This is a genomic window from Actinoplanes sichuanensis, assembly GCF_033097365.1.
In the GTDB taxonomy this organism is placed as follows: Bacteria; Actinomycetota; Actinomycetes; order Mycobacteriales; family Micromonosporaceae; genus Actinoplanes; species Actinoplanes sichuanensis.
The window spans coordinates 3,377,743-3,390,741 of sequence record NZ_AP028461.1 but is presented as its reverse complement, the minus strand read 5'-3'; the positions used below and the strand labels follow the sequence as shown (position 1 = coordinate 3,390,741).

The following is a 12,999-nucleotide window of genomic DNA, read 5'->3' as shown; positions in this document are numbered from 1 at the left end:
CCGTGAGCATCGATCGACGCCCACCCACGACACATCCGCACCCGGACACGACAAGATCACCCGGCGACGCACCCCCGAGAAATCAGGGCCACTGCGGAAGTACCTCGGCTTCCCCCGCGGCGGAACACCATGAACCGGCGACCGCAACGGACCCCGGCCCCTCGCAGCGACAACGACGAGGCCAACCGAGAAGACCATCCCGAAAGGACCACCGACCGTCGCCGTACCAAGCCAGGACCCCACCAGGACCAGGACACGACACACCCTGACACCGTGCCCCACCCTCGTCAGGGGACTCTCAGGGACGACCACCCGGGAACCACCCGAAGCGCCACCACCACAACCACCACAAAGATCGTCGATATGACGAGACTCCCGCTCGTGGCCGCACCCCTCGCCATGACCGCCTACGGCATCACCCGCATCATCGGCCGCCTCGACGGCGAATACGGCCCCGGCGCCGACTGGCAGATCGCCCACCTACTCGGCCTCACCGGCATGATCCTCTTCATCCCCGTCATCCTCACCCTCCGCCGACACATCACCACCGGCCGCAACCTCATCACCGCCATCACCCTGCTCGGCCTCACCACCACCGTCATCCAATTCACCGCCGACATGCTCCTGGCCCTCGCCGCCACCGACCGCGACTCCCTACGCCGCCTCCAACACCAGCTCACCGACATCCCCGGCATCCAAGCCGCCATCTACGACATCGGCCCCCTACTGTTCTTCCTCGGCATCGTCGCCATGGCCGCCCTCGCCGCCCGCACCCGCAACCTCCCCTGGTGGAGCCCCGCCACCATGCTCATCGCCGTCCTGCTGCCCACCATCGACCTCAACCTCATGCCCCTGACCGGCCTACTGATGCTCGCCGCCCTCCACCCCCTCCACACCACCACCCGAACCCGCCAGACCACCCCCACCCCGGTCGGATGACAGCCACACCGAACAACCTCACGCAACGGGTGAACAGGCACCGACGGCCGGCCGGACCCCACCCCCGAACAGATCCTCGACACCGCCCCGGCCCACCGCCCCGCACCCCGATAGCCCGCACCCGGCCACCGACCGCTCCGACACGACGCCGAAGCCCCGCGCCCGGCAACCACCCACACACGGCGACCAGCAGCCCGACCCGGGTGAGAAAGCTCCGGCCTGTGCCGGGCAGGTGACGGCGGAGCAAGCCTGTCACCAGCTGCGGCGTCTTCGAGCTGCCCGAGAGGGGCGACAACCGGCAGGCACCACGCGTCTCCACTCGGTCAGGGGTATCAGGCCGACTCGACCGTCCGAAAGCGCCGGCACCTCCATGCCGCCAGGCTGCAGTTGACATCCGAAATGTCGTGCCTGAGTCGACCGAAACTCGGCGAGAGGCTCCAACCCGGCAACGACCGGCGCACGTGTGCGCTCATCCCCGTCCTGGCGTGGGCAGCCGCACACGTTGCGGTCATCCAGACCAGAGCAACGATGGAAGTCCACGTTCGGCGATCGTGGGCGCCGGTCTCCCCAGAGGTCGCCGGACCCGACGTCTCCAGCCGGGCACCCACCGCATCCTCGCAGGCCGGTTACCTGCCGGGATCGGCCTGCGAGCGGAAATCCGCCCTCGGGGTACGCCCACCACGCCTCCCGAGCGACGTGGGGATGGGCACAACCCGAGGCCGCATATGGACCGGATCCTGTGGGCGTACCGGATCAAAAGAATTTCTGCCTGTCGGCGAAGCCGGCTTTTCAAGGGGTTTGAGGTGCGGCTTGCCGCACTACCTCTAAGGCATCCTAGGATGAAAGAATGTGGGTCAGCCGAGTGCGGCACTCGGTCACGAAGGCCGGGAACGTGTCCCAGTAGTAGGCGATGCCACTCGCCGCCACCGCGACCGCCCACGCCCGGGCGCGCAGCCAGGTGGGCTCGTCGAGGTTCAGGGCGTTCCAGTAGGCGTCCCGGGCCGCGGACGGCAGATCCCACACCGTGGCGTGTTCGGCGTCCGGACGACCCACCGACACCGCGCCGAAATCGATCACCGCGACCAGCCGACCCTCCTCGACCAGCAGATTCGTCGGCTTCAAGTCGCCGTGCAGCCACACCTTCGGATGCGGCGACGGCGGCTGGGCCAGACCCGCCCGCCAGTAGGACTCCGCGGTGGCGATGTCGAGTTCGGCACCGACCAGGGCCCGGCACGACTCCAGGGAATCCGATACCCAGCCGGCACACGGCGCGAGGTCACCACCGCGATACCAGCTGAAATCGGCACCCATCAGATCCACTCGATGCAGCGCACGCACGAACCCGGCCAGGTCCGACCCGAACCGGCCCCAATCCGCCACGCTGCCCGGCCCGGCCTCGGATCCGCCGATCCACCGGAACACCGACCACTCCGCTGGGAAGACCGCCGACGCCTCCCCCGTGAACACCGGCTCCGGCACCCGAAACGGCAGATGCGGCGCCAGCCGCGGCAGCCACACTCGCTCTTTGCGCAACGCGGCGGCCTTCTCGACGGTACGGGGAAGCCGCACCAGCAGATCCGCCCCGAGCCGGAACATGGTGTTCTCGGTCCCCGCCCCGGACGGCACCAGCTCGAGCCCGGCCCACTGCGGACACTGCTCCCCCAGCAGCCGCCGAACCAACTCTTCGCCGACCACGATCTCGCCCTGATGCAGCGTCACGCCGCGTCCTCCCGAAGATGGTCACTCTCACCGCCGCCGAGACAGCGGTGAGCATTCGACGGACCCGTGCGATACAGGTTGCCGCATGCTCGGCAGCCCGGCGACTCGGTTTCGCCGATCGCCACCGCCCCGGCGTCGGCCGCCTCGAGTCAGGACCCCGCGAGCGGGAACGCCGCCAGATCCGGAGCGAACCGTGGCCCGCCCGACCAGGCCCGGGCCGACCAGACCGTGGCCCGCCCGACCAGACCGTGGCCTGCCGGTAGCCGACCATCTTCGGCCGCTGCCAAGAAATCTGTTCTGTCGGCGAAGCCGTCGTTTCTGTTGTCGGTGCGGCTTGCCGCACATCCTCTACAGCGTCCTAGGATAATGCCTGTCCGGCGGGAGCGGGCATCGGCTTGCTGCACAGGACGTCCGGGTAGGACAGATAGCCGAGACTCGCCCAGAACCGCAGGCCGGCATCGTTGTCCGGCATCACCAGCAGGTTGATCCGGGGGCAGCCGAGGGCTTGCAGGCGGCTTTCCAGTTCGGCGACGAGGCGTGTGGCCACACCCTGACGGCGGAACCCGGGGTGCACACCGAGCCGGAAAATCCAGCCCCGCCGCCCGTCATAGGTACCCAGCACCACCCCGGCGATGTCCTCCCCCGATTCCGCCACCAGGAACAACTCCGGGTCGCGCAACAGTTTGGCCTCGAGTTCCGGCCGGGACAGCACAGCGGCGCCGGACGCCTCCCAGACGGCGACGACCCGCTCATAGTCAGCCCACCGGAACTGCCGGACGACACTCATCCGAACCCCTCACCATCGATCGATCCTCACCTGATTCGATCATGAGCCGCCGGCCCGGCACACGCCCGGCGTGCGAGCACACGCCCCGATCGTCCGAAGGGTGAAGGCGTGGAGGGCGAAGGCGCGGAGGGCGGCCCGCCGAAGACCGACGACGATCGCGGCCCCGCCGCCGAATGATTTCGAGACCGGCCGCACGCCCGCTAGGGCATCCTAGGATTCTAGCCTGGTACCGTTCCGCGACGAGGACGCATGGAGGCAGTCCGACAAGCCGCACATCCTCGGAAACCCCTGCACGCCGCCGGACCCTGCTCCGCTCACGGTGACCGAACGACCGCGGCCAGGAGGTCGAGCCGGATTGCACCGGGGCGGTTGACCGAAGGTCGCGTGCAGCAGCGAGTTCAAAGGGGTCGACCCTGTAGCCGGCAGCGGCCCGGATGTCGATGCTGCTCTGCCGTGCGGCATACGGTCCGGCGCAGCCGTGCCCGGATCGCAGCGGCGCGGCGAGGTCGGTAGGTGGCATGTGCGCAGAGCGGCCGGGAACGGACGGCGGGGTCGGATCGGCGGGGCTTCGGCGCGTTTCTGCTCACCGCGGTGCAGGACTCGGACGTGGCGGCAGCACCTTTGACCCCGAGCTGCCCGGGGCTTGATCCGTCATCGCCAGACCGTCTGTCAGCAGCCGAATTCGACGGGCCGGGGTCTTCCTTGCGGTCCTCGACGTGCTCATTCTCCTGGGTGGCAAGGTGGCGAACTCGATCATGAAGTCGAGAGAAGGCCTTTAGATCCAGAGTTATGACAAGGACGGAGGCATAGCGGTGCAGCCCGAGCGATACGGCAGCCGAAATGCGTTCCTCGGGACCGTGGCGATGTTCGCCCTGCTGTTCTGCTTCGCCGGATACACGTTCATCGACGCGGCCTACCTCACCTCGACGTGCCCCGTCCCCAACGGCATGGATACCTGTCCGGCGAACGGTCCGGACTGGGCGCGACCTCTGCCCAGCCTGGCCGTGCTCTCGGGCCTGCTCGCCGGCCTCGCCGCTTGCCTGGTCGGTCGTCGGGTTCGCACCCCCGCCTTGATCACCGGTTTCCTGCTCGTCACCGCCGGCCTGGTCGTCAGCCGGCTGATGTCTCCCCGGATGTAGCAACAGCGCGCCCACCGGCGCACGGCATCGCGTCGGCCGGTCGGATTCGCCGCGATGAGGTTCGGTCACGCGGCTCGTACCTCCACAAAGCGTTCAGGCGACGGTCAGTACGGATTCGGCCGTGTCGATCGTGGCGGCGACACCGATGGGCACCGGTGGTCGCCCCTGGCCGATCGGCAGGTTGGTCAGTACCGGTACGCCGAGAGTGCTCAGGTGGTCGGTGAGGACGTCGCCGAGTTCCCAGTCACGGTCGATGAGGCCGTCGAAGCCGGCGAAGTGGCCTACCGCTACGCCACGGACCCCGTCGAAGACGCCCGCACGGATCAAATGGGTCAACTGGCGGTCGACCTGGCCCAGTCCTTGGGTACGTTCGCCGGTGAGCAGCAGGATCGCGCCGTCGAGGCTGGGCAGGCCCGCACCGATCATCGCCCGCAGTGGGCCGAGGCTGCCGCCGAGCAGAACGCCGGAGGCGCGGCCGGGCACCAGGGTGGTACCGGTGAGCCGCAGCGGAGCGGGCCGGATCGGCCCGTCGCCGTGGTAGCCGACCAACCCGCACTCGCGCCACAGTTCCAGGTGGACGAAGGTGGTCCCGCCGGTGCCGATGATCGGTTTGGGGTCGGCCCGAACCGCTGCGAGGTCGAGGCCGTCGAGCAGGCGGTGATCGCCGTCGAGGACGATCCCCCGGACCGTCGGGTCACGCAGGGCCTGGTTGGGCAGGACGGTATCCATCAGCACACCGCCGAATCGGCGGTCAGCGTGCCCGCGTGCGCGTCGAGCGTCGCGTCGACGCCTACCGGAAGGCACACCTGGTCCGCTACATGTCCGAAGGGCAACCCGCCGAGAATCGGTACGCCCAAGCCGCCCAGACGTTCACAGACGACGGCTACGACCTGGTCGGGGCCCGGTTCGGCGACGCTCGGTTCGAGCCCGGTGAGGTCACCGATCGCGACGCCGCGGATCCCGTCGAGCAGCCCGGCCCGCGACATGCCCCAGAGCATCCGGTCGAAATGCGGGTTCTGCGGACCTTCGAGGCAGAGCATCACCCCGTCGAGGCGCGGCAGGCCGGCGCCGAGGAAGTTGCTCACCGCGACGGCGTTGCCGCCCACGAGGACACCGGTGGCCCGGCCCGCGACGGTCACCGGGGACGGCTCGGCCCACAGGGTGATCGGCTCGGTCTCGAACAGCAACCGCCGGCACGACTCGTCGGTGCGACCGCCGGTACCCACACAGCCGTGCACCCCCGCCGACCCCGTCGCCGTCCACAGCGCCAGGTGCAGATTCGTGATGTCACTGAAACCCACCACGGGCTTCGGGTCGGCCCGCACGGCGGCCAGGTCCAGGCCGTCCACGATCCGGTACGCGCCCGCGCCGCCCGTAGCCGCGACGACCGCCCGCACCCCCGGATCACGCAGGGCGGCGTTGACATCGGCGAGCCGGTCCTCGTCGGAGCCGGCCAGGAACCCCCGCCGATCCAGGGCATGCTCGCCGAGTTCCGGCCGCAGCCCCCAGCCGGCAAGGGTCTCCATCACCTGCTCGGCCCACTCCGCACTGGGAAAGCTGGCCGGCGACACGACCCGGACCCGGTCACCAGGACGTAGTCTCGGCCCTCGCATCCGCCAGACTCTATCCGCCTCGGCACACCGGCCCTCTCCCACCGCGTTGTCGGGTCCGCGGTGCTCCTTGTGCCGGCCAACAAGCAGGGCAATGTGGGCGCCGGACATCGGGTGGTCACACCGTTGTAATGGGAGCGCTCCCATGTAACGATGTCGCTCAATCTCCCTCCTCTCCCCCGAAGGAGCCCGCGAATGCGCGCTCTCCCCCGGCTGGCCTTGGCCGCCCTGACCGCGCTGGCAACCGTCGCCGTGGTCAGCGCGACCGCCGACGCCGCCGCCGAGCCCACCGCCATCACCGTTCTGACCAGTGACTTCGAGGACGGCACCGTCCAGGGCTGGGCCGGCCGGTCCGCCGAGACCCTCGCCACCAGCACCACCGTCGCGCACGGCGGCGCCGCCAGTCTGCTGGTCGGTGGCCGCACCGCCACCTGGCAGGGACCGTCGCTGGACGTGCTCGGCACGTTCGAGAAGGGCACCGCCTACACCATCTCGGTGTGGGTACGGATGGCCTCCGCCTCGGACAGCGCCCGCCTCAGTGTGGAACGCCGCACCGGCGGGGTCGCCTCTTACGACCAGGTGGTCGGCAACACCGCGGTGACCACCGGCGCCTGGGTGAACCTGACCGGCCGGTACACCCTGGCCACCGATGTGGAGTTCCTGCGCGTCTACGTGGAGACCGCGTCGACCACCGGCGACCTCTACATCGACGACGTCACCGCCGATTACGTGCCGGCGCTGCCGATTCAGACCGACATCCCCTCGGTCAAGGACGTGGTCACCGAGTTCCCGGTCGGTGCCGCGATCACCGGCGCGGAGACCGTGACCCAGCACGGACAGCTGCTCACCAAGCACTTCGACTCGGTGACCCCGGGCAATGCGCTGAAGTGGGACGCCACCGAGCCGACCGAGAACACCTTCACGTACGCCCAGGCCGATCCGTTGATCGCGTTCGCGAAGGCGAACGGTCTCGCCATCCGCGGGCACACGCTGGTGTGGCACAACCAGACGCCCTCGTGGGTGTTCACCGGTGCCGACGGCCAGCCGATGACGGCGACCGCCGAGGACAAGACGCTGCTGCTGGCCCGTCTGGAGAACCACATCCGCAACGTGGCCGCCCACTACGGCACCGACATCGGTGTGTGGGACGTGGTCAACGAGGTGATCGACGAGAGCCAGTCGGACGGCCTGCGCCGCAGCAGCTGGTACAACGTGGCCGGTCTGGACTACATCCGGACCGCGTTCCGGGTGGCCCGTGAGGTGGCCCCGCACGCCAAGCTGTACATCAACGACTACAACACGAACGTGGCGGCCAAGCGGGACTTCCTGTTCGGCCTGGTGCAGCAGCTGAAGGCGGAGGGCGTGCCGATCGACGGGGTCGGTCACCAGGTGCACATCAACATCAACTGGCCGACCGTCGCCGAGACCAAGGCGATGATCGACAAGTTCGTGCCGCTCGGCATCGACCAGCAGGTCACCGAGATGGACGTCAGCATCTACACCGGCAGCGGCGAGAGCTTCCCGACGCCGCCGGCGGACCGACTGCTCAAGCAGGCGTACGTCTACCGCGACATGTTCGCGCTGTTCCGTCAGTACCCCGGCGAGATCACCTCGGTCACGCTGTGGGGCCTGGCTGACGACAACACCTGGCTGGACACCTACCCGGTGGCCCGCAAGGACGCCCCGCTGCTGTTCGACACCACGCTGCAGGCCAAGTCGGCGTACTGGGGCGTGGTCGACCCGTCGAAGATCGGAACAAGCCCGAGCGCGAGTACGAGCGTGTCGCCGAGCGCCAGTGTGAGCACCGACCCGGGCACCGGGGCGTGCGCGGTCACCTACCGGGTCACCGGCAGCTGGCCGGGTGGTTTCCAGGGTGACGTGAAGGTCGCCAACACCGGCGGCACCGCGCTCACCTCGTGGAGGCTGGCCTGGCAGTTCACCGGCGGACAGCAGATCAGCCAGCTGTGGGGCGGCACCGTCACACAGTCGGGTGCCGCGGTGACGGTCGGCAACGCCGCCTGGAACGGCGGCATCGCCGCCGGTGGTTCCACCTCGTTCGGTTTCCTCGGTAGCTGGACCGGTGGCAACCCGGTCCCGGCCGCGTTCACTCTGAACGGAACCGCCTGCACGGTCCTCTGACCGGTGTCCTCGGGGGCCGCCCCTGGTGGCCCCCGGGATGCGCCGATGAGGCACGATCGGTCAGGTGCACTACGTGACGGCGACAGCGATCGATATGACCGGAAACTGGCCCGTCCGGGTCGAGGTGCACCTGGCCGAATGGGACGGGACGGCGGCGGTGATCCTCGGGCACGCGCCGCTGATCGACATCGGCGACGTCCGCGGTTCGCGACTGCCGACGCCGCTGGACCTGTGCTGTGACGTGGTGGGCCGCGACGACGACACGGTGGTGATCCGGCTCGGTCATGGCGCCACCGACCGGCGGGGGCGCGACACCTTCCGGGTCGCGGCCGGCGCCGTACGCCCGGAGACGCCCGGAGAGATCTTCGAGCGGCTGCTGCTGAGCCATCACGTGGACCCGGACAGCGTGACCGACGTGGAGTCGGCGTGGCTGGCGTTCACCGAGTTCGTCCAGACCGGGTTCGACGGGCTCGGCGACGACTGTTTCCAGGTTCAGTGGGGCCGCTACTCGTGGTCGGATCGCACCGCCACGCTGGGCCTGACCCGCCGGTTCACCCTCCCGGCTCCGGGTGGCCCGGCATGGTGGCAGGTCAGCCTGGACATGCGGTTCGCCGGGTTCCACACCCTGAGCACCGGCGGCACCGGTTTCGACCGCACCCCGCCGGGGCCGGCGCGGGCGGCCGCGCTCGCCGCCGTCCGGGCCACGATCCCCGAGCATCCGCATCTGTACGACCTGTGGCGCGCCGTGCCCCGGCACAGTGTCCTGACCTTCGAGCACGCCGACCAGTGACCGCGACGGTGCGAGCTCAGCGCCAGGTGCGGCTCTGCGCCTGGGCGGACACCGTCACCGGGTAGGACGGGCCGATCCGGTCCCACCAGGGCACCCCGCCCAGCGTCAGGGTTCGGGCGGGCCCGATCCGCCCGGCCACGGCGATCAGCCGCTCGGCCGCACGGATGGCCTGCCGCCGGGAGGTGCCGCCACCGAAGACGGCACGGATCTCGCCGCGCCGCCCGGCGAGCACCCGGACCCCGGCTTCAGCCGCCCGGACCACGAACTCGGCCGGCGACAGGTGCAGACGGCTCACATCGACGTGCACGATGTTGGTGTCCGGGCGGGTGACCTCGACGTGCGGCGACTCGGCGAGCATGGCGGCGAACAGCGCCGCGTTGGCGTGGTCCTCGGCGAGCCGGGTGCTGTTGTGCCGCAGCGCCCACAGCGCGGCCGCGGCGGCCGGTCCGGACCGGTGCAGCGCGCCGCCGTACCACCGGCGGTAGCGGCGGGCCACCCGGATGAAGTCCGCCGTGCCGAGGAGCACCGATCCGAACGGCGCGCCCAGTCCCTTGGCGAAGCAGAGGGCCATCGCGTCGCTGGTGGCGCCCCACGCGGCGGGGGCGACGCCGGTGGCCGCGACGGCGTGCATGATCCGGGCCCCGTCCAGATAGACCGGGATGCCGCGCCGGCCGGTCCACTCCTTCAGCGCGGTGAGCAGCGGCAGCGGGTGGATCCGGCCGCCCCGGGCGGTGATGGTGTTCTCGACCCAGACCAGACCCGTCGTCGGGAGGGCCGCGGCCTCCGGCCGGAGGAAGCCGTCCGCGCTGGTCACGGCGTTGACGGTGACCCCGGCGAGGTCGGCCGCCGCGGCCGCCGCGAACTCGTCGAGGTGGTGGCCCGCCTCGCACAGCACATCACCGCCGCGGGTGGCGAGAACCTTGAGGGCGACCTGGTTGCTCATCGTCGCGGAGGGCATGAACAGTCCGGATTCCTTGCCGAACAGGGCCGCGCAGTGTTCCTCGAGTTCGGTGGTCGCGGTGCTCTCGCCGTATCGGTCGTCGCCGTGATCGGCGTTCGCCATGGCGTGCAGCATCGCGGGGTCGGGCCGGCTCAGGGTGTCACTGCGCAGATCCATCGGCTCCATGGACATGTCGGTTCCCCGTTCGGTTCAGGTGAGGTCCTCCACATGTCTGACAGCCGAACGGTCAGGGTGATACCCGCCCTGCCGGTAGGGACATTTCAGGCGACGATCCGTAGCTCCCGGCTGGTGTTGTTGAGCCGCCGGCCACCGTCGGCGGTCACCGTGACGATGTCCTCGATCCGCACCCCGAACCGGCCCGGCAGATAGATGCCCGGTTCGATCGAGAAACACATGCCCGGTACGAGCGGACGCCGCTCCCCCGCCACCAGGTACGGCGGCTCGTGCGTGGTCAGCCCGATCCCGTGTCCGGTGCGGTGGATGAAGAACTCGCCGTACCCGGCCCGGGTGATCACATCCCGGGCCACCCGGTCGATCTGTTCGCACGCCACCCCGGGCCGGACCGCCTCGAAAGCCGCCTGCTGCGCCTCCCGGACGATCTCGAACACCTCCCGCTCCTGTACGGTCGGCTCGCCCACGTGCACGGTACGGGTGGTGTCGGAGCCGTAGCCGTCCTTGAGCCCACCGAAGTCGAGGACCACCATGTCCCCCTCGGCGATCACCCGCTCACCCATCTCGTGGTGCGGGTTGGCGCCGTTGGGGCCGGAGCCGACGACGGTGAAGTCGACCTGTGAGTGACCGTGCTCGCGCAGCAGGACGGCCAGGTTGGTGCCGATCTCGTGTTCGGTGCGGCCGGCGAACCGTACCCCCACGATCTGCTCGTAGGCCGCGTCGGCGGCCGCACCCGCGGCAGCCAGCCGGGCCACCTCGTCGTCGTCCTTGACCGCCCGCAGCATCGGCAGCGACCCGGTCATCGACGTGTACGCCGAGCCGGGCAGCGCCTCCTGCAGGCCGAGCAGGTGCAGTGCCCACGCGTTGTCGGAGACCGCGTAGCGGCCCTTCGGATCCAGCAGGCGGGCGGCGGACGCGAACGGGTCGGTGCCGTCGGCCCAGTCGGTGATCGTCACCGCGCCCGCACCGGCGGCCCGCTCCGCGTCCGGGCGTTCCAGGATCGGGACGATCAGGTGCGGGTCGTGGTCGGCGTCGAGCACCAGCATGGTGATCCGCTCGGTGATCGCGGTCGGCCGGTAGCCGGTGAAATACGTGAGGTCGGGGCCGGGGGTGACGAGCAGGCCGGTCAGCCCGGCCTCGGCGGCCTGGACGACCGCGCGATCCATCCGGTGGCGGAAAAGGTCCGTCATGTCGGGGTGCCTCCTATGGGGACGGGCCGGGTCGGGATGGTGTGGCTGGTCGAGGCCGCGGCGGCGGCCAGGTGCACGGCGTGTGGCTTCTCGGCCCGGTGCCGGCGCATCAACACGATAAGGGCGACCCCGGCGGCGGACATGACAGTCATCAGGATCGACGCGCCGGCCAGGCCGGCGGCCAGCGCGTCGGCGGTGGCGACCCCATCGGCGGTACGGGCGTCGGTGACCGCGGTGGACACCGTGGCGACCGCCGCGACCGCCAGCGAGCCGCCGACGTACCGGGCCATGTTGGAGATGCCGGACGCCTGCCCGACCTGGTCCTCCGGAACGGCCGAGGTGGACGCCGACGACGCCGGGCCGTTGGCGAGCCCGAGCCCGACCGCGATGACGATCAGCGGCAGCACGAACGTGGCGTACGTCCAGCCCGCGTCGACCCGGATCAACGCGGCACTGGCCAGGGCGGCCAGCCCGAACCCGAGCGCGACGGCCCGCCCGGCGCCGATCCTCACCGCGAGCGGGGTGATCAGCGGGGTGATCGCGATCATCGCGGCCGCCGCCGGCAGCGTGGCCAGACCCGCCTCGAGGGGGGTCATGCCGAACGTGGCCGGATCCTGGAAGTAGAGGCTGAGCAGGTACATCAGGGCGTTGATGGCCCCGGCCACCAGCAGGATGGCGATGGTCGCGCCGACCAGCACCCGGTTGCGCAGCAGCGCCAGGTCGACCAGCGGGGCCGCGGCACGTTTCTCGGCGGCCACGAACCCGAACCCGCCGACGACCGCCAGCACCAGGCAGCCGATGGTCGGTGCGGAGAACCAGCCCCACGAGCCGCCCTCGCTGAGCGCCAGCACGAGCGGGGCCAGCGCGACCGCGACCAGGACGGTGCCGAGCACGTCGATCGACCTGCTGCGCTGCTCGTCGCGGGACTCCCGCACGGTGAACCGGGCGATCGGGATGCAGATCGCGGCGATGACGGCGTCGATCCAGAACAGGCCCTGCCAGCCGGTGGAGTCGACCAGGACGCCACCGATCAGTGGCCCGGCGGCGGCGCCGACCGCGGACGCGGCACCCCACATGGTGATCGCCTTCATCTGCCCGGCGCCCGCCGAGCCGACCGACAGCAGGCTCATGCCGCAGGCCAGGATGGTGGAACCGGCCGCGCCCTGGATCATCCGGCCGGCGACCACCCCGGCGCCGGAGCCGGCCAGGGCGATCAGCGCGCATGAGGCGACGAACAGCAGCAGGCCGCCGATGAACACCCGTCTTCGGCCGAAGACGTCGCCGAGCGCGCCGGAGGTCACGATGACGGCCGCGCCGACCAGCATGTATCCGGTCACCGCCCACTGCAGCTGGTCGACCGGTACGCCGAGGTCGGCGCTGATCGCCGGGAGCAGGATGGTGACCGCCGAGGTGTTGGCGTTGACCACGAGCGCCGAGACGCAGGCCGCCAGCAGCACGCCCAGTCCGGCCTTCTTCGACTGCACTTCTGTGGACACGTCGGTAGCCTCGCGCCTCGCCGGCCGTCCTGGATCACCCGCTCGGGGTGAGTCCGCG

The 12,999-nt window shown here is 70.4% G+C and carries 11 protein-coding genes; 4 read left to right on the top strand and 7 right to left on the bottom strand.

Going from position 1 to position 12,999, the window contains the following annotated elements:
• The first annotated feature begins 363 nt into the window (after positions 1 to 363).
• Entirely contained in the window at positions 364 to 939 is a 576-nt protein-coding gene (locus Q0Z83_RS15210; RefSeq protein ID WP_317794565.1) for a hypothetical protein, read from the top strand.
• An 834-nt stretch (positions 940 to 1,773) separates the two neighbouring features.
• On the opposite strand, the gene Q0Z83_RS15205 is transcribed toward Q0Z83_RS15210, so the two are convergent.
• Together Q0Z83_RS15205 and Q0Z83_RS15200 are read right to left on the bottom strand one after the other, a co-directional pair.
• Entirely contained in the window at positions 1,774 to 2,658 is an 885-nt protein-coding gene (locus tag Q0Z83_RS15205; protein ID WP_317794564.1) for an aminoglycoside phosphotransferase family protein, read from the bottom strand.
• A gap of 358 nt (positions 2,659 to 3,016) precedes the next feature.
• Entirely contained in the window at positions 3,017 to 3,445 is a 429-nt protein-coding gene (locus tag Q0Z83_RS15200) for a GNAT family acetyltransferase (RefSeq protein WP_317794563.1), read from the bottom strand.
• Between the two features lie 812 nt (positions 3,446 to 4,257).
• On the opposite strand from Q0Z83_RS15200, the gene Q0Z83_RS15195 reads away from it, so the two are divergent.
• Positions 4,258 to 4,584, top strand: coding sequence for a hypothetical protein (locus Q0Z83_RS15195; protein ID WP_317794562.1), 327 nt, complete (start codon positions 4,258 to 4,260; stop codon positions 4,582 to 4,584).
• 93 nt (positions 4,585 to 4,677) lie between these two features.
• On the opposite strand, the gene Q0Z83_RS15190 is transcribed toward Q0Z83_RS15195, so the two are convergent.
• Both Q0Z83_RS15190 and Q0Z83_RS15185 read right to left on the bottom strand, forming a co-directional pair.
• Positions 4,678 to 5,313 carry an LD-carboxypeptidase gene (locus Q0Z83_RS15190; RefSeq protein WP_317794561.1) on the bottom strand — a complete coding sequence of 212 codons (636 nt, stop codon included), beginning with the start codon at positions 5,311 to 5,313 and terminating at the stop codon, positions 4,678 to 4,680.
• Positions 5,313 to 6,197: a S66 peptidase family protein gene (locus Q0Z83_RS15185; RefSeq protein WP_317794560.1), complete on the bottom strand. Its 885-nt coding sequence runs from the start codon at positions 6,195 to 6,197 to the stop codon at positions 5,313 to 5,315. The genes Q0Z83_RS15190 and Q0Z83_RS15185 overlap by 1 nt, the downstream gene beginning before the upstream one ends.
• A gap of 192 nt (positions 6,198 to 6,389) precedes the next feature.
• Between Q0Z83_RS15185 and Q0Z83_RS15180 the strand changes: the two genes are divergently transcribed.
• On the top strand, positions 6,390 to 8,333 hold the full coding sequence (locus tag Q0Z83_RS15180) for an endo-1,4-beta-xylanase (protein ID WP_317794559.1): 1,944 nt from the start codon (positions 6,390 to 6,392) through the stop codon (positions 8,331 to 8,333).
• Positions 8,334 to 8,397: 64 nt separating this feature from the next.
• Complete coding sequence (locus tag Q0Z83_RS15175) at positions 8,398 to 9,123, top strand: hypothetical protein (RefSeq protein WP_317794558.1); 726 nt, start codon at positions 8,398 to 8,400, stop codon at positions 9,121 to 9,123.
• A gap of 16 nt (positions 9,124 to 9,139) precedes the next feature.
• Here the strand turns inward: Q0Z83_RS15175 and Q0Z83_RS15170 are convergent, their stop codons facing one another.
• The 3 genes from Q0Z83_RS15170 to Q0Z83_RS15160 form a co-directional block, all read right to left on the bottom strand.
• Entirely contained in the window at positions 9,140 to 10,255 is a 1,116-nt protein-coding gene (locus tag Q0Z83_RS15170) for a threonine aldolase family protein (RefSeq protein WP_317794557.1), read from the bottom strand.
• 89 nt (positions 10,256 to 10,344) lie between these two features.
• Positions 10,345 to 11,445, bottom strand: a complete 1,101-nt coding sequence (locus Q0Z83_RS15165) for an aminopeptidase P family protein (protein WP_317794556.1) — start codon at positions 11,443 to 11,445, stop codon at positions 10,345 to 10,347.
• Positions 11,442 to 12,941: an MFS transporter gene (locus tag Q0Z83_RS15160; RefSeq protein ID WP_317794555.1), complete on the bottom strand. Its 1,500-nt coding sequence runs from the start codon at positions 12,939 to 12,941 to the stop codon at positions 11,442 to 11,444. Before Q0Z83_RS15160 ends, Q0Z83_RS15165 begins: the two co-directional genes overlap by 4 nt.
• Positions 12,942 to 12,999: the final 58 nt, after the last annotated feature.